This window comes from Pseudomonas sp. 10S5 (genome assembly GCF_035019745.1).
Lineage (GTDB): Bacteria > Pseudomonadota > Gammaproteobacteria > Pseudomonadales > Pseudomonadaceae > Aquipseudomonas.
The window spans coordinates 168,781-186,356 of sequence record NZ_JASJVL010000007.1; the positions used below are offsets into that span (position 1 = coordinate 168,781).

General features: G+C 53.9%; 12 protein-coding genes and 3 pseudogenes. 7 read left to right on the top strand and 8 right to left on the bottom strand.

The genetic code is table 11. The features are described 5' to 3' along the window. The first annotated feature begins 85 nt into the window (after nt 1-85). Nucleotides 86-490 carry a DUF6306 domain-containing protein gene (locus QN378_RS09760; RefSeq protein WP_323547419.1) on the top strand — a complete coding sequence of 135 codons (405 nt, stop codon included), beginning with the start codon at nt 86-88 and terminating at the stop codon, nt 488-490. Nucleotides 491-652: 162 nt separating this feature from the next. Here the strand turns inward: QN378_RS09760 and QN378_RS23580 are convergent. The 4 genes and pseudogenes from QN378_RS23580 to QN378_RS09775 all read right to left on the bottom strand — a co-directional run. Continuing rightward, nucleotides 653-1,156: pseudogene (locus QN378_RS23580) on the bottom strand (methyl-accepting chemotaxis protein); the annotation flags it as partial. A gap of 505 nt (nt 1,157-1,661) precedes the next feature. Continuing rightward, a pseudogene (locus tag QN378_RS09770) lies at nt 1,662-2,639 on the bottom strand (IS5 family transposase). A 73-nt stretch (nt 2,640-2,712) separates the two neighbouring features. Beyond that, nucleotides 2,713-2,894, bottom strand: a pseudogene (locus QN378_RS23585) (hypothetical protein); the annotation flags it as partial. A 31-nt stretch (nt 2,895-2,925) separates the two neighbouring features. After that, nucleotides 2,926-3,249, bottom strand: coding sequence for a hypothetical protein (locus QN378_RS09775; RefSeq protein ID WP_323547421.1), 324 nt, complete (start codon nt 3,247-3,249; stop codon nt 2,926-2,928). A 386-nt stretch (nt 3,250-3,635) separates the two neighbouring features. Between QN378_RS09775 and QN378_RS09780 the strand changes: the two genes are divergently transcribed. After that, a complete protein-coding gene (locus tag QN378_RS09780) occupies nt 3,636-4,256 on the top strand; it encodes a hypothetical protein (protein ID WP_323547423.1) in 621 nt (206 codons plus the stop codon). Further along, nucleotides 4,249-5,349: an XRE family transcriptional regulator gene (locus QN378_RS09785; RefSeq protein ID WP_323547425.1), complete on the top strand. Its 1,101-nt coding sequence runs from the start codon at nt 4,249-4,251 to the stop codon at nt 5,347-5,349. The genes QN378_RS09780 and QN378_RS09785 overlap by 8 nt, the downstream gene beginning before the upstream one ends. A gap of 241 nt (nt 5,350-5,590) precedes the next feature. Here QN378_RS09785 and QN378_RS09790 read toward each other — a convergent pair whose 3' ends face one another. From QN378_RS09790 to QN378_RS09800, 3 genes are read right to left on the bottom strand one after another with little or no spacing between them, the layout of a single operon-like run. Continuing rightward, the gene (locus QN378_RS09790) at nt 5,591-6,772 is read right to left on the bottom strand and encodes a GIY-YIG nuclease family protein (RefSeq protein ID WP_323547427.1); all 1,182 of its coding nucleotides are present in this window, start codon (nt 6,770-6,772) and stop codon (nt 5,591-5,593) included. Next, entirely contained in the window at nt 6,765-8,885 is a 2,121-nt protein-coding gene (locus QN378_RS09795; RefSeq protein WP_323547428.1) for a DEAD/DEAH box helicase, read from the bottom strand. Before QN378_RS09795 ends, QN378_RS09790 begins: the two co-directional genes overlap by 8 nt. Further along, nucleotides 8,882-11,656 carry a class I SAM-dependent DNA methyltransferase gene (locus QN378_RS09800; protein ID WP_323547430.1) on the bottom strand — a complete coding sequence of 925 codons (2,775 nt, stop codon included), beginning with the start codon at nt 11,654-11,656 and terminating at the stop codon, nt 8,882-8,884. Before QN378_RS09800 ends, QN378_RS09795 begins: the two co-directional genes overlap by 4 nt. 782 nt (nt 11,657-12,438) lie before the next feature. Between QN378_RS09800 and QN378_RS09805 the strand changes: the two genes are divergently transcribed. Next, nucleotides 12,439-13,661 (top strand): IS3 family transposase gene (locus QN378_RS09805; protein ID WP_323547432.1). Its coding sequence is split into 2 segments (ribosomal slippage): nt 12,439-12,790 and nt 12,790-13,661, totalling 1,224 coding nucleotides; the frame shifts between segments, so codons are not numbered across the junction. A gap of 135 nt (nt 13,662-13,796) precedes the next feature. Here the strand turns inward: QN378_RS09805 and QN378_RS09810 are convergent. Continuing rightward, nucleotides 13,797-14,075 (bottom strand): hypothetical protein, encoded by a 279-nt coding sequence (locus QN378_RS09810; protein WP_323547434.1) that lies wholly within the window; start codon nt 14,073-14,075, stop codon nt 13,797-13,799. A gap of 125 nt (nt 14,076-14,200) precedes the next feature. On the opposite strand from QN378_RS09810, the gene QN378_RS09815 reads away from it, so the two are divergent. From QN378_RS09815 to QN378_RS09825, 3 genes are all read left to right on the top strand, one after another. Continuing rightward, nucleotides 14,201-14,878: a response regulator transcription factor gene (locus tag QN378_RS09815; protein WP_323547436.1), complete on the top strand. Its 678-nt coding sequence runs from the start codon at nt 14,201-14,203 to the stop codon at nt 14,876-14,878. Further along, nucleotides 14,856-16,256 carry a HAMP domain-containing sensor histidine kinase gene (locus QN378_RS09820; protein WP_322205549.1) on the top strand — a complete coding sequence of 467 codons (1,401 nt, stop codon included), beginning with the start codon at nt 14,856-14,858 and terminating at the stop codon, nt 16,254-16,256. The genes QN378_RS09815 and QN378_RS09820 overlap by 23 nt, the downstream gene beginning before the upstream one ends. Before the next feature lie 217 nt (nt 16,257-16,473). Then, nucleotides 16,474-17,526, top strand: coding sequence for a D-alanyl-D-alanine carboxypeptidase family protein (locus tag QN378_RS09825; RefSeq protein ID WP_323547438.1), 1,053 nt, complete (start codon nt 16,474-16,476; stop codon nt 17,524-17,526). Nucleotides 17,527-17,576 lie beyond the last annotated feature (50 nt).

Consider the following 17,576-nt stretch of genomic DNA (forward strand, 5'->3'; position numbering starts at 1 on the left):
TCTGTTAGGTCATTTATATTCATTATATCTTTGTACATTTTATCAATAGGCTCTGCCGGCTATCCCACTTAAAAAGCGCATCGCGATGAACAAGATGGTCAAAAGCGATACGATAGAACTTCTTCAAGAATTACTTGAGGGTGAGAGAGCAGGTGCTCGAATAGCGCTAGACTCATTGAAGGAGGCACATGATGAACGGCAAGCAACACTGCTAAGTCAAATTCTTATTGGCGAAGTAGAAAGTTGCAGACTCATAATAAACTGTATTAATTATCTTGGCGATCTACCCAGTCCGAATATCGGTGATTTTTACATCAAAGCGATGCGCATTGAAAACATTATTGATCGCATTAACTTTATCGATAAGGGCCAGAGATGGGTAATTAAAAAAATAAATCAACACCTTGAACTAACCTCTTCCGAATTCGTCAGAAAGGAGTTAGAAATGGTTTTAGATATACATATACTTAATAGCAACGCGATCAATTAAAATAAGCTGTGCTTCAATTTTGCTGTATTTGAGTCGTGGTGGATATCTGGTCTACAGCTTCCTCTGCATTACCATGCAGTCTATTGTGTGAGCGGGTCGTGCGGAATCACTCCACTCTGAGCGCTGTTGAGACAGCGCCACCGGTGCGATTAGCGTTCGTAATCAGGCCTCAACTGAAAATCTGGCCACCAATCGATTCAGGTCAACGGCAAGTAACGAAAGCTCTTGACTGGCCGCTGATGTTTGACTGGCAGTAGATGAACTTTGGATCGACAGGTCACGAATGCTGATCAGGCTCTCATCCACGGACCGGGCGACCTGCGCCTGTTCCTCAGACGCGGTAGCAATCATCAAATTGCGCTCATTGATATCAAAAATAGCAGCCGCAATCTGCTTGATCGCGACGCCGGCTTCATTCGCCATCAGCAGAGTAAAATCAGCTTCTTCGCTGCTTTGTTTCATCGACTTTACAGCTCTGGAGGAGTCTTTCTGGATGCTTTCAATCATCTGCTCGATCTCCTGAGTCGACGATTGGGTGCGATGCGCCAGCGCCCTGACTTCATCGACAACCACTGCGAACCCGCGACCTTGTTCACCCGCGCGCGCCGCTTCGATGGCCGCGTTCGAGGCCAATAAATTGGTTTGTTCAGTAATCGAGCGGATGACATCCAGAACCTTGACGATGTTTTGCGCCTGATTGGCCAGCCCTTCGACCTCCACACCGGTCGGTCCAAGGGTGGTGCTTAATTTCTGAAGTGACGCGATGGTCTGGCCGGCCCGCTCTAGGCCGGTCTGAGCCGAACGCTTTGAAGCTTCAGTGGATACAGAGGCAGAGACGGCGTTGCGTGGAACCTCCTCGACAGCAGCCGTCATTTGGTTGACCGCTGTAGCGGCCTGGTCAGTTTTTATGCTCTGACGTTGGATGCCAGCATTCGACTCTTTGGTAATCGAACTCATCTCTTCAGCAGCGGAGGCGAGTTGACCGGAGGAATCAGAGATATGTTGAATCGTATTTCTGAGACTTAAGGAAGGTCTGAAGTACCCACCGATTTTTGATGCGCTCACTACTTGAGGCTCAAAAAATCATAAGGCGGTCGAAAATCAGACCTTTCTTGTCCTTAATTCACGGTTCTTTCCTCTGATCGCGCTGTTTCAGGGCGATTAGCCCGCATTACAGGCGCACCTCGCCCATACCCATCAGCCGTTTTCGAACCATCCACAGGTTCGATAAAGCGAACAACGTTGTCTGCTGCGCGATGTTTTTCGCCAACCCACGAAAGCGCACTTTCGTATAGCCAAACTGGCGCTTGATCACACGAAACGGATGTTCAACCTTGGCCCGCACCTGCGCTTTCGCATACTCAATCTTGCGGCGCATACGACCGATCAGACTCTCTTTTCCGTGCTTTTTATAGCTGCTTGGCCGGGCGGCAATTGACCAGATCATCTTGCGATCCTGATGCTCGGGACGTTTGTCCACCCCGGTGTAACCAGCGTCGCCACACACGTAAGTTTCCTCGCCGTGCAGTAACTGATCGACCTGCGTCACGTCCGCCACATTGGCCGCCGTGCCCACCAGGCTATGCACCAGACCGGATTCGGCATCGACGCCGATGTGCGATTTCATTCCAAAATAGTATTGGTTTCCTTTCTTGGTTTGGTGCATTTCGGGGTCTCGTTTGCCGTCCTTATTCTTGGTCGAACTCGGCGCATGAATGATCGTCGCATCGACCACGGTGCCGTGACGCAACAGAAGGCCACGGTCACCCAGATAGCCATTGATGACCTGCAAAATCCCACCGGCCAACTCATGTTTTTCCAGCAGACGCCGGAAGTTGAGGATCGTGGTTTCATCGGGAATCCGATCCAGATTCAAGCCCGCGAACTGGCGCAGAATCGTCGTTTCATACAGCGATTATTCCATCGCCGGATCGCTGTAGCCGAACCAGTTTTGCATCAAATGAACGCGCAACATGGCCATCAACGGATACGCCGGACGACCCCCTTCGCCCTTTGGATAATGCGGCTCAATCAACGCAAGCAAACCCTTCCAGGGCACCACCTGATCCATCTCGATCAAGAAGCGCTCGCGGCGGGTCTGCTTACGTTTGCCGGCATATTCGGCGTCGGCGAAGGACATCTGTTTCATCGGGGCTCAACCGTTCAGTTTGTGCGAGGCGGGTATTTCACCAGATCTGGAAGTCTTTTTCAGAGTTTCCCTAGAGGCGCTTTTTCTCAGGGTCATGGGCCTTGCCGCTGCCAACATTGGTGGCAGGCTCAAGCCCCATACTCACAGCTCTCCTGACTCAGTCGAAGCTCATGCTCCGCAAGCTTGGTAGCGGTAGTGGGCCAGTTACAGTTCGCCGATATCGGCTTCCTCCAGCCGGTCGATGCGCAGTAACGGGAACGGTAGGCGCCTAACGCAAGGGGTTGAATCAATACGTAATATCATCGTAATCGACTTGAACGATCTCAATAGCTAAGTCGAGGATAATTTCGATACCATCAGGGCACTCCACCAACTCGACCTCGTCGATGCTTTGAGTATTGGAGCAGTACTCAGCCGTGACACGCCATACGACAGGTCCAGCCTGGGTAGACCCAGTGAACACGACCGTGGAGGTTTCACGATCCTCCTTGAAATCGGGTGCTTCTACCAGCTCAGATGAGGACTGAACTATCGAATCTGCCGACATGGTTACCTTCTTGCCTGAAAGCTCGTAAACCACATCCTGAGTCACTTTGATCTCTGTTGCCATGGTGCCACCCCCTAATAAAAGGGCACCAGTGTAGTGACTATTAGCCAGTTGGTGTCAGTCCCGATGCAAAACTGACCCACTTGGGCAAAATGCAGTTCTCGTGAGCTGAACGACCCCACTCATATTTCTGATCCAACGCTTAAGGCAATAGTTTCCAGTTCAAAATGATCTGACCCGAAATGGTGGACACCTTAGGCACGACTCAGTGGAGCAACCTCGTCGACCAACCTCAACGGCCTGCAAATCGCTGCATAGTTCAGGGCACTGATTGCAAACAGCCATAAGTTGGATAGGACGTTTGGGTGATAGGTTGACAAAGGAGAAAATCTGCACAAAAATGCCGGTTGACAGTATTTGTTTTTTGCACGTTTTTATGGAGAGATCGCATGCCCCGAGTCCAACACCCGAGTGAGCGGGAACCGAAGCTGAAGCAAGAGTACCTTGATCTGGTCTGCAATAACGTTCTGGAGGTGGCTTACCGCGCGTTGGAGGTTACCTCTACAGATGATGACACCAATTGGACGATGGGGACGCTGCCATATGGCCGTGTTCATGGCCGATTCAAACGTCTGCATAAAGATCCCACTCTACCTTGGCTGAAACTCACAAATAGCACCATGGATTACACGGTGAGTGTGAACGGAGTACTCATGCAGGTGGTGATGGACGACCCTAATGTCCGCAAAAAAGGTCATCGTCTGCTGTCTAATCGGGTCGAGGTTTACCAGGCGAGCCTGCTAGGGCCATCCATCGACAAGAACATCACCTGGCGTCTCTATGTCGATAACGACGGTAACTTTGATGGGCCGACCTTGACCGCATCGATTCTGGGTTTTGACACCAATCGGAACGTGGTCTGTCAGTGGGTTCATGATTACGTTCCTCTGATCGCCCCTCGTACAACAGAGATGCCGCCCGAGGTTGAGATCGAGGACCCATTTCCGACTCGCCGGGACAAAAATGCCGACCAAAACGCACCACGAGATGCTGATTTAATAGATGAATGACAGAACAGGCCTTTTGCCTCTAGGCGATGAGTTCTCGCCCGATAAGCTCCGCCTTGCTAGATGCGCGGCGGGGCGCTCGCTTGCCGAAATCGGTGAGCTGTTAGGCGTAACACGTCAATACGCTCACAAGCTTGAAGTAAATGCTGTTCCTTCCAGAATGCAGCTTGCCCAGTTGTGTGAAACTCTGGGTGTCCACGAGAGCTTTTTTTTCGCCCCTCGGCGCGGTTCAGTAGAGTTAGAGCAGTGTCATTTTCGAAGCGTAAGAGCTTCCTCACAGACCCTGAAGAAGACCATTGCTGCGCAGGTCGAAATGTTCGAGCTGCTAATTGATGAGCTGGACAAGGAGGTAGCCTTTCCTACAGTGAGCTTCAGCATGCTTGATGAGCCAGTATCTGGCATAGGCAAAATCGAACAGGTTGCTGAAAAGTTCAGACGCGAGCAGGGGCTGGGAATCGGTCCTCTTTCCAGTGTGACCAAGCTGGCCGAGAAGGTTGGTGCACTGGTGGTGAATCTGGCTGAAGCCGATGACAAAGTGGATGCGTTCTCGTTGTTCAACAAACGACCTTTGATTGTCAGGAATACCGCGAAGCTCAACCCATGCCGGCAACGCTTTGACCTTGCCCATGAGCTGGGCCATTTGATTATGCACCAGGGCATAGAGACGGGATGCCGTGACACCGAGGATCAGGCCAACCAGTTCGCAAGTGCTTTGCTGATGCCCCGCGCAAGCTTTGCCGCAGAGTTTCCTCCAATGCGGGGCAAATACCTCAATTGGTCCGCACTCAAAGAGCTGAAGCTTCGTTGGAAGGTGAGCTTCAAGGCGCTCATCTATAGGGCTCAAAGCCTTGACCTACTCACGGCAGAGCAGGCCAAATCTGGCTTTACGTACCTCAACCGTAAAGGCTTCACGAAGCACGAGGAGTTTGATGAGCTGATTCCAATGGAGTCGCCCATGCTCGTTCAACGAGCGCTCAATCTGCTGGATTACGGTTCATGGAAGCGAGTTCTGACAGCTTCAGGTTTAGCCTCGGATACGGTGAGCATGCAGTACATGCTTCAGGTGCCTGCCTCTCCGCTCAGGCTCGTCCAGTGAGTGCGCCAAAACTGAACGAGGACGTCGCGAGTTGCACGACCCGGATCTTTGCAGTCCCACCCTTCAATCAATGATCGGATGCGGGCTGCCCAGCCTGGTGGCTTTCACATCGGTGCGACCACAAAAGCTTTAAAGGGCTTGGGATCAGGAAGCTGAGTTGGCCGGACGGTTACGTCTGAATAACGAACTCTAGGTAGAGACATAGGGATTTTATACAGGGCCTTATGCCTCTACATTGCCCCTAGCTGACCAGGCGAGCAGTTTGTGGATCGTAGATCACTTCGGTAATAGATCCATTTCGGATGCGCTCAACCGCTTCGTCAATCACATGGAGCGGTACTAGGAACCACTCTCTTGGTTTGACCGGATTTCCAAAGCGGTCTTCGATGGTCAGATCAAGCTGCACTGTGCCAAATAAGCGGTGGAAAATATTCTCTAGCCTAGTCCTATTCAGGTTGTGCAGCGTGTAGGCCGCGACCACCTCCACGCCGGCCAGCATATAGGTGGCGTCTTTTTCCGCGCCTGCGATGCGGGCTTCCACCTTGCCGCCAGTCACGCCGATCTTGTGGATCAGCTCGCGGTGCTCGGCTACGAATGGATGGCTAGATAAGCTCCGCAGTACATAGATAGTTCCGCTCTCAATGTCGTCAGGCTCTGGAGCATCGCCAAACAACGGCCCCATGTCAGGATCGGTAAGTCGGCGACCGGTGTCATCCTTGTAAAGCGCCCGTTGTAGCGAGCGACGCAACAAGTTACTTTCCGTGCCGTTGGCGTAGATGACGCGTAAACGTGCATCGCTTTCCCCATTAGGAGCCTTGATGGTTTCTCCTATTTCGGCCACATACGCTAGCTGTCCACCTACGATGAAGTAGTTTCCGGTTTCAACGCTGGTATCGCGTCCAAAACGCAGGGTTTTTCGAACGCCCGATTTCAGATCCCTCTCAGCCAGCTCGAATAGCGGTTGGAACTTGTCAAAATCCGCGCATGGAGCACGGTCGGCAATCTCCTCAGCTGCACGCTTTTCAGTGCTCGAACGTACGTGGCGCAGCACCGTGATGTCGTCCTGGTCGGCGGACTCACCGCCAATACCCAGCTCGGCAAGCAATGCGTCTTCATCCAGCTCATCCACATCCACCGAAGCCACTAAGGCACCAGAAAGCAGGCCGGGGCCATCCAACTCAGCCAGCAGGGTTTGCGCTTCCGGCAACTTGCGTAGCTGATCCAGGCGCACGGCATACAAACGCTCGAATATGTCGCGGTCTTCACTATGCAGTGGTGTGCGGCCGTGGATCTGATAAAAGCGCAGGATGTCCTCGAAGGCAGCGATGATACGCTCTTCACGCGGGGTTCGGTTTGCTGCCTTGAGTGGAGTAATTTCTACACCAAGCGCGTCCAGCAGTTCATCATCGTTCATATCAGCCATTGTCGGATTCTCTCAGAGCCTGTGCTGCCTTAGCCTGCGCACGGTAACGCGCTAGCACAGCCACTCCTTCGGCCATACGCTTTTCCCACGAATCGGCGGAATTGATGTCTGGCAGGCGACCACGTTCATTCTTGAACTGCAAAGCGCGCCTTGCCAGCTGGCGGGCTTCGTCTTCGGGTATACTCAACTTCTTGGCGGCAATGCTGGCCTGCACCTGGCGTAGTGATTTCTTATCCATCGCTTTCGCCAGCACCGCATAGGCTGCATCGAATGGGTTGATGCGGTCGATCAGGTCAATGTCCAGTTCGCGTACGTTAACGAACTTGCGCACTCCATCCAGCAGCGCTGTACTTCCTTGCACGGTGTCACCACCATTTGCATCGGCCTGCCCCAAGACCAACTTGGCCTGTTGGGTAATGTTCATGGCCGCGATGGCGTGCTGGCGGATGGCTTCCTGATCAACTTCGCTCAAGTCTGGGTAACGTTCGCGCACGATCTTACCCATGCGCAGCTGGGTCAGCTCCTCGGGCAGGGTGTTTTCCTTGTCGAACAAGCCGCGCTCTAACACAGTTCTGTCTTGCAAGAAGCTGGTCACCACTTCATTCAAGTCTTCTTTGCAAATGCGCGTAGCTTCTGTGCTTTGCGGCGTGGCCAGACCGTTGATCTCGACATGGAATTGACCTGTGGTTTCATTTACGCCCAGGTTAGTGCCGCCTAGCTGATAACCATCGACCCCATAATTGAAGCCCTCTTTCGGCCCTGTATCTTTAGGAGTGAACTCATATCGGGGAGCCAGCACCTGCTCCATCAGCAAGCTGGCGGAAATAGCCTTGAGCATATCGTTCACCGCCTCAGCAACAGCGGCTTGATCGGCTGAGGGCTCGGCGATTAGATTGGTGAAGCGTGAGCGCTCCTTGCCCTCGGCATCACGTGTTGCGCGGCCAATGATCTGCACAATCTCCGTCAAGCTCGAACGGTAGCCAATGGTCAGCGCATGTTCGCACCAGATCCAGTCAAAGCCTTCCTTCGCCATGCCCAGCGCAATGATCACATCTACGTTGTCTCGATTGTTCTTCTGCACAGGGTCTTTCAGCGCGGCAAGCACTTTGGAGCGTCTAGCCGCATCGCTGTCATCTACCAGATCGGCCAATTTCAGGGTACGACCATCCTTGGACTTAATGATATGGAAGCCGGTGGCCGGATCGACACCCTGCCAATCCCCCAGCGAATTCATTATTTCGTTGACCTCGCGCTCTTTGTCTTTGAGGCTTTCGCGGGCATTCACATTGGGGATATGGATGATAGTTTTCAACGCTGGGTCCAGCACCTTGGCGACGGCATCCACATACTTACCGGTGTAGAAAAAGTAGCCAATGTCCAGTGACTTGAGCCAACGGTAGCCGTTGAGCTGCTCGTAGTAGGTATAAGTGACCGTCTCAAACTTAGCTTCTTCCGCTGGGGCCAGCACTGCCTCGCTGTCGCCACGGAAATAAGAGCCGGTCATGGCTACTAGATGCACTTTATCGCGACTGATAAAGGCGCTCAGTTGGCCGCCTAGCTTGTTGTCTGGGTTCGCGGAAACGTGGTGGAATTCGTCGATGGCAATCAGACGGTTGTCGAAGGCTTCGATGCCCAACTCCTCCACAGCGAAACGGAAGGTGGCATGGGTACAAACCAGCACCTTATCAGCACTTTCCAAAAACTTGCCTACCGCGCCCACCTTGGACTTGGCTACACGTGGCTCGTCGATGCCAGGGGCATTGCACAGGTTCCACTGCGGAGATACCTGCCAATCCCAGTAGAAGCCAAACTTGCTCAGAGGCTCATCCGCAAAACTGCCCCCAATGGAGCGTTCTGGTACCACGACTATGGCCTGCTGCAAACTTTGGTTGTGGAGCTTGTCCAACGCTATAAACATCAGTGCACGGGATTTACCCGACGCCGGCGGTGATTTGATCAGCAGGTACTGCTCGCCACGTTTGGCATAGGCGCGTTCCTGCATGGCGCGCATACCCAGCTCGTTGGCTTTGCTAGATGCCCCCGTGCGCGCTGTGCTGATGGACACCGACGGCACGGTGTAGGTGTTAGTTGGATTGCCGGCTAGTTCCGTCACGCTTTCGCTTCCCTTTTTGCTTTGGGTGCGGCTTTGGCTGCACCTGCCGTCATCTTGCTGTAGAGGTCAAACAGTTTTTCCAGACGCTCGGTATCGTTCTTAAAGCGACGGCCGATGTAGATGCGTTCGAGCACTTCGTCGTTACGCTCGTGGGCACGACGGAGGTTGTCCGGCATCTTGTCAGGGTCGTACAGGTCGGCGATGGTGGCGGGAAAATGGACCTCACGGGCCAACAAGATGTCCTCGGCGCAGGCGGTCAGATCAGCCCTGTTTTGCTCGGTAAGCAGCGGCACGGGAAAGGTGTTCCAACCGAGGGTGTTCGAGTATCGGAAATCTGTTTTTAGCTTGCCGCAAACCGTTCCCACCCAGACTAGGTGCAGCCGCGAGACGATTAACGCAATGCTCCAAATGGAAGCGTTGTAGATCACAGAAGCAAGATTTGAGACAACTGTGGAGTAATCCGTGATCTCGCAAGGCAAATATTGCCTCCGTTCCGAGGACGCATTTGGGACCGCAACCGCGCCGTGGTCGTTATGGGGGGCAAATACGAAGCGATGAGGTGTATTGGCGTTGTCATTGGCCTGCGTCCCATCACTACTCAGCCGCAGCTGCCGCACCCTCTCAAAGCGAACTCGAAACTCATGAATTTTCCTGGCTTCTTCAAGTTCAGAGTCTTCGACCCAAATACACCAGCGACCGCCGCCATTGATTAGCTCTCGTGAACCAACGTAGCGTTTGATGAAGCCTGCAGCAGCTGGGTTTCCAGCTACGATCTGATTTTTCTCCTCGGTGGAGAGCACCAGTACTCCACCATCAGTGGGCTTATTCCCTGACTGCATGTGCCCAATGTCTGATAGCGCGCGCGATCTCTTCGTGACGATCACAGTATCAGTCGCGACAAGATAGGGGCTGATATTCGGCACGCTCCGGACGCTTTCTTGGTCAAACAGCTTTCTATCGCCCCTTGGCTTCGTGGAAAGGCCAAGAATGACGCAAGTGACCGCAGCTTTATTGCTCGCGAGATTGCTCCAAAGAAACGATGTGTGAGCAAAATTGATGAAGTTTGCCTCTTGAAAAATGAGCGGCCACAGCATCCCAACCTGCTCACCTTGAGTAACCGAATTAGTTGTCACAAACGCACTCGAAGCGCCCGTTTGCCTATTGAACTGAGCGGCCTTGAGAACGAAGGCAGCAACGTAGTCTAAATCCTTGTAGCGTTTGAGGTGGAGCGCGAATATTCTGGCCATATCCTCTTTTTGTTCCGCTGTCTGGTTTACGCTCCCTTGATATGGCGGGTTGGCACAGAGGTAGGTCTCACCACCTTCGTTCTGGAAGTTGATTTCCGTCTGATCGAGCGGTGTGCCAAACAAATCATCCGCCACTAGCTTCACGCCCGTTCCCGTGGGAGGGCAGATGCTCAACCAATCCAGCCGTAGCGCATTGCCGCAAATGATCCAGTTCTGCGCATCCAGCGGCAGAAACTCTGCTAGCGCGTCCTTCTGGCCGCGATACAGCACGTCGCACTGGTACTCGGCAATGATGAGCGCAAGCCTAGCAATCTCCGCCGGAAAATCGCGCAGCTCGATGCCCCGGAAATTGGTAAGCGGAATCTCGCTGCCCAGATGGGGTTCTCCCCGCCGGCGATTGATTTCCGCCTCGATCTCGCGCATTTGTTTGTAGGCGATTACCAGGAAGTTACCGGAGCCGCATGCCGGATCGAACACGCGGATGCGCGCCATACGCTTGCGCAGGTTCAGCAGCTTGCGCTCGTTGTGACCGGCCTCGGCCAATTGCGCGCGCAGGTCGTCCAAAAAGAGAGGGTTCAACACCTTCAGTATGTTGGGCACGCTGGTGTAGTGCATGCCCAATGCGCCACGCTCTTCATCATCGGCCACGGCCTGGATCATGCTGCCGAAGATATCCGGATTGATCTTTTTCCAGTTCAGGTTACCGGCGTGCAGCAGGTAAGTGCGCGCCATGCGCGTGAAACGCGGCACTTCGGTACTGCCGGAGAACAGGCCGCCATTCACATAGGGGAAGCCGTTGGCCCAGTTTGGCAAGCGGGGCTGGGCATTGGCGCGCTCGGTAGCTTTGATGTTCATTGCGCGGAAGATTTCGGACAGCACCTGATGGGTGTTGGAACCATCGCGCTCGCTGTACTGGTCTACAGTCCGGGTGAACAGGCCCTCTCCATTGAAAATGTCGGTGTCTTCCGCAAAGAAGCAGAACACCAGCCGTGCCATGTAGTGGTTCATGTCGGCGCGGCGATCGTCCTTGGCCCAGTCCGGGTTTTCACCCAGCAGCTCGATGTACAGTTTGTTCAGCCTGCTGGTGGCTCGCACATCGATGGGATTGTCCTTGATCTCCTTGATGGTGGAGATGCCGGCCAACGGCAGCAGGAAGCCGAAATGGTTAGGGAAGTCCGGGTAGTCGCATGTGATGGTTTCACCCGTGATCAGCTCTTCGGCCTCAAGGGTTTGGCCATCGGTGGCGAGAATGAACTTAGCTTTGCCTTTTGTGGTAGCCGGGCTGGCGAGTAACACCTTAAGAGTTTCGCCTACGGTACCAGCTTCGCATACGGCGATATGAATGTTACTGCGCAGCAGCACTCCACCGGACACATCCGATGCGTTGTTGTTGCCTGCACGCAGACGCTTGAGGGCCGTGTCTTTGCTACCGAATGCGGCCAGGAAGGCAAACGGGAACTCCGTCGCGTCGAAAGGCTGGAGAGCCAACTCCGATATTGCGGACTCGATTTCTACTGCGTTCATGGTTTACCACTGTCCAGATCGCTCAAAAGCGAATGCGGCCACTTTAGCCGCTGATTTTGATGGTTATTGCGTGGCCTCAGAGGGTGCTTGCTTTCATGCCGACAATTCTCCCGACAGCCTCTAGCGAGATGGCATCGCGCGTGCCACACGCAATCAGGGAATTGACGAGGCGGAGACATTCCACCCGAGTCAAAACGCATCGACTCAAAACAGGCTCGTAAGGAGCAGTGAAAAAAACTTAAATCAGTATCCAGAATCAATTTTTCAACCACTCCACGGTGCCGTGGATTGTAAAGGAAGGTTCTTCCTTATGGTAAACAACCGTAGTCTACTCGCAGTACGGAGCGGTCGGAGACTGCCGAGGCAGGGAGGTGATGGGAAAAGGACGAGAAGCGTCCGCCCCTCTTCCCGGCCCAACCCTACTCTGATATCGCTGCGATTCATTTGGCTTTTGTGCGTATCCGAGCTAATGGTAGAACTCCTAGCCAATAGCCATCCTAGGGCACTGGCGAACGAATGGTGATTAGCCCCCACACCTCGATTTTTCAGGTGAGGGCTGAATCAAATATCTGGAGTATCAGTCAGTGGCCTTCAACGCTTAGGACTCACTCGCACTCAGAGTGGGGGGACAAATGGGGGGGCAGAAATTTAAACCCTCACACAACCCAGTAAAACTTGGCTAGAGCTCAACAATAACGCCGCCCACAAGCCGGCTTTTTAATGTCTGCTTGTCCCGTCCTGAATAAGGTTTACACCTTCTGACCTATCCTCAGGAGGACGTAATGGATTCAGGAAAAAGGCGCAGTCAGCGCGATTACACACTGGCTTTTAAATTGTCGGTTGTTGACCAAGTCGAAAAAGGCGAGTTGAGTTATAAAGATGCTCAACGGCGCTATGGCATCCAAGGCCGGTCGACGGTGTTGGTTTGGTTACGTAAGCATGGTCGGCAGGATTGGAGCCAAGGCGCGTCTATTCGCGTGCTGAGGGTCAAGCCCATGACCGAGCCAAACCTACCGCTGACACCCGAGCAGCGGATCAAAGAACTTGAAGAACAACTCGTACTGAGTAATCAAAAGGCGCAGTTTTTCGAAGCCGTCGTGAATGTTTTGAAAAACGACTACGGCGTCTCTATCGTAAAAAAGCGACCCGGCAAGTCCTCTCGCAAGGGCAAATCCAAGACCTGAGCATCGCCAGGGCTTGCCTGTTCATGGGCATTTCGCGTCAGGCGTATTACAAGCGCAACCGAACGTATGATGCGCGTGTTAATAGTGACCAAAAAGTAGTGGATTTCGTTTTGGAAAAACGCCGCCGCCAGCCAAGGCTCGGTACGCGCAAGCTGCACTATTTACTGCATACCGAAGCAGAAGCAGCGCTGCAGGTGGGGCGAGACCGCTTGTTTAACATCTTGCGTGACGCTAGAGAACTTGTGCTCCCCAAACGCGCTTATCACAAGACGACACACTGCCATCACCGCTTCCGTCGCCATCCCAACCTGCTCAAGGCAGGTCCTGATCAGATCGTCGCCAGCGGCCCTGAGCAAGTTTGGGTTGCAGATATAACGTACTTGCCCACGCAAGAAGGCGTGGCGTATTTGAGCCTGATAACAGACGCTTACTCACGCAAGATAGTGGGTCATCACGTGCATGAGAGTCTGCATACGGAATCAGTGATCAAGGCATTCAAGAACGCAATTGAAGAGCGAAAAACCACACAGGCGCTGGTTCATCATTCTGACCGCGGCGCCCAGTACTGCTCTGATCTGTATCAGCGCACGCATATCAAATACGGGATCACCTGCTCGATGACAGATGGCTATGACTGCTATCAAAACGCTCTGGCCGAACGAGTAAACGGGATTTTAAAGACTGCATTCCTGCTACACCGTCCGAAGAATTTGGAAGAAGCCGTAAAAATGGTGGATGAATCGGTACGGATCTACAACGCTGAGCGCCCGCATCTGGCCCTAAAATACAAAACGCCCGATGCAGTGCACCGAGCGTTTTAAGACTGAGATAGGTGAAACCTATTTCAGGACTAGACAGTTAACAACCTGTTCGTCGTTTGAAACTCGTTTTTGTCGAAAAAAGTATTTGATTGCGCACCTAGAGCCCCGGGAATGCAGACCCCCGACAAATCAAACTTAACCACGCAACCATCGCGAAACACTTCCTCCGGTTTGTGCCCCCGTTGATGGCGCCTTCACGGTGAGCTTCACGCGATTGGTTTTTTCGTAATCAGGAGCGATGGCGTGCATTGTATTCATGAAGCCACTTGAGCTGAGCAGCTTCAGCGGCGCTGGGGCAGTTTTTGGTGCATCGGCGGCGTGACTCACGCAAGGAATCAACAGGGCACAGGACAGTAACAAGGGTTTAAATAATCGGCTCACGGCAGGTAATTCCTCGTCTGGAAAGGCCGTCACGCTAGCTCAGGCCTCTTCTCCCACCGCGTGAACCCGGGTTAAGAAAAATTTAGTTTACCTGCCCAACGTACCCGCCCAAGGTTTCCTGCCTTAGAATAAATGCCGCTTTTCGCCTGGAGATTCGAATGAATCGTGCATTGGTCATCGAGGATGACGAAGTCACGGCACAGGCCATTATTGCTGAGCTTGCGGCTCACGGTTTCACTACGCAGTGGGCCGACAACGGCCGCGAAGGCCTTGCGATGGCTATTGCCGGTGGCCACGAAGTCATTACGCTGGACCGCATGCTGCCAGACTTCGATGGGCTGACCATCGTCAGCACGTTGCGCCAGTTGGCAATCCAAACGCCCGTTCTGATGATAAGTGCTCTGTCGGACGTCGACGAGCGCGTGCGCGGTCTGCGCTCCGGTGGTGATGACTATCTAACCAAACCGTTTTCAATGGTGGAAATGATCGCGCGTCTGGAAGTTTTGTTACGTGATCCTGCCCCAGGCAACGCTGATCGCTGCCTGAGTTTTGGCTGTTTGCAGGTCGATTTGATTGAACAGTCAGCGACGCTCAACGGCGATGCAATCACTCTCCTCCCCACCGAGTTCAAGCTCCTGAGATACCTGATGCGCAACGCTGGGCAGCTGGTGACCCGTACCATGTTGTTTCAGGAAGTATGGGGGTATCACTTCGATCCCGGCACCAACATCATCGACGTCCACATCGGTCGGTTGCGTAAGAAAATAGAAGGCGCGACTGCACCGGCCATTCAGACGATTCGCGGGTCAGGTTATGTTCTGGTCGAAAAAAACTGATCGCTGGCGCTCCAGCAATAGCCGTCTGATCGGACTGTATGCAGTGTTTTTTGTCGCCTGGGGCGCGGTATTTACCGGCGTGCTGTATTGGGAAATTTCCCGCTACTTGGGCACCGTGGCCGAGCGCACCCTGATGCAGCGCGCGCATTACTATCAAAGGGTGGACGACGCCATGCTGGAGGCTGAACTGGCTGGGAGCGAGGTGTACTCCGTACCAGGAATCGACGCTTATGGCCTGTTTAAAGCCGATGGCAAGCACCTGACCGGGGATCTGCTCAAGCTACGTTTGAATCTCCCGGACGACGGCCAAGTGCATTATCTGGAACGTGGTTTGAGCATTGCGTTGCCCAGCGAGGAAACTCGCAGCAGTTACGCGCTCAGGCTGAACAGGCCCGATGGCAGAATCCTGATTCTGGCCCGTGATGGGGGCTCTATTTCCGCAGTGGGCGGCATCATTGGACAGGCGCTGTTTTGGGGATTGTCATTGACGCTGATTCCCGGCTTGGTTGGCTGGCGCCTGTTGCGCAGGCGGCCCATTCGCCGAGTGGAACGGCTACAGCGCAGTACCGAAAGTATCGTCTCAGGCAACCTGCGCGAGCGTCTGCCACTGTCTGCTCGCCGCGACGAACTCGACATGCTCGCTAACGCGGTGAACACCATGCTCGAACACATCGAGCAACTGATGCTGGAGGTCAAAAGCGTGTGCGACGGTATCGCTCATGACCTTCGAACCCCGCTGACCCGCCTTCGCGCGCGACTGTACCAACTGCAAAAGTTGCCGTTGCAACAGGCTCACGCCGATACGCTTAGCCTGGCGCTGGAAGAAAGCGAGTCAATCATGTTGCGGTTTCAGGGTCTGCTGCGAATCTCAGAACTGGAGGACACCCGGCGACGTTCGGCCTTCGAGTCGTTCCAGCCCGAAGCATTGCTGCAGCAGGCGCACGAGTTCTATGAACCGCTGGCTCAAGAAAAGGGTCAACGACTGATCCTGCACATGAGCGGTCACTATCCGACGCTACGCGGTGATGTATCGCTCCTGTTCGAGGCGCTGGTGAATCTCATGGATAACGCGATCAAGTTCACTCAGCCTGGGGGCGAAATACACCTGAGCTGCCTGCAAAAAGAGCACAGCCTGAGTATTGAAGTGCTCGATAACGGCCCCGGTATCCCGGCCGCCGAACGCAACAGTGTCACCCGGCGCCTCTATCGCGGCGACGCAACGCGACAGCAACCCGGCAACGGACTAGGCCTGTCGCTGGTCGCCGCCATTGCGCGCCTGCATGGGTTTGGCTTGCACATCGAAGAAGGCAATCAGGGTCGCGGCACTCGAATTATCCTTGACTGCCCATTACGTGGCGCTCAATACGAGGATTCTTAAATAATTCTTAACCCTGCTTAATTTGAGCGGGTCAGACAGCTCGCCTAGGTTGATGGACCTTCCGTCGACCCAAGGCTATATGTTCGTGAAACGCCCGATACTGCAGCTCGTTCTGACACTTGTTTGCGCTCACTGGATGCCGGCGTCTGCCGCACCTGTTCCCTCAGGACCAATGACCCCTTCACCGCCCCAGTTGAACGCCAAGTCCTGGGTACTCATGGATGCCGCCAGCGGTAACATCATTACCAGCCACGACCCGCAAGAACGCTTGCCGCCTGCCAGCCTGACCAAACTGATGACGGTGTACGTAGCCACCAACGAGATTCAGGCGAGCCGTCTGAAAGACGATGATGTAGTAACCATCAGCGAGAACGCCTGGCGCACCGGTGGTTCACGCATGTTCCTTGACCCGCGCAGCAAAGTGCCGGTACACGATCTGCTGCGCGGCATTGTGATTGACTCTGGCAACGACGCCAGCGTTGCCCTGTCGGAACATATCGCGGGAAGTGAAGAAAGCTTTGCCGGTTTAATGAATGCCACGGCCCAACGCCTGGGGCTGGAAGATACCCACTTCATGAATCCTACTGGCCTGCCTGTACCCGATCATTACTCGTCCGCCCTAGACATGGCGAAACTCGCGCGGGCGATCATCACTGACGAGTCGGCCTACTACTCGCTGTACAAAAACAAATACTTCACCTGGAACGGCATCCGCCAGCCCAATCGAAACCTGTTGTTGTGGCGCGATAGCTCAGTTGATGGCCTGAAGACCGGCCACACCGAGGCTGCTGGTTATTGCATGGTCACCTCTGCGGTGCGAGACGGTCGTCGCTTGATCACCGCAGTTTTCGGCTCTAGCTCCATGCGCAATCGTGCCAATGACGCCGAAAAATTGCTGACCTATGGATTCCGATTCTTCGATACCCAAACCTACGCGAAAGCCGCTGAAGTGCTGGCAAACCCAATGGTCTGGAAGGGTGAAAACCGCACACTGGCGGTGGGCTTACTGGACGATATTTCGCTGACCCTGCCGAAGACTCGGGATCGCAAAATCGAAACTCGTTTGAACATCGATAAACGTCTTGTGGCACCCGTTGCAATGGGCGCGGTGGTCGGCAGTCTTGAGCTTTACGACGGCGAGCAGAAACTGGCAACCCGCCCCTTGATTGCTCTCCAAGCCGAAGCACCAGGGCCTTGGTGGACCCGCGCATGGGATACGGTGCGGCTGTTTATTCTCGACCTGCTGGGTATCGTGGTTCCGACGGAGTGAGGGCGACACACCCGTCCAGAACCAACGTCGAAGCCCTCCCTGCGCTGCTC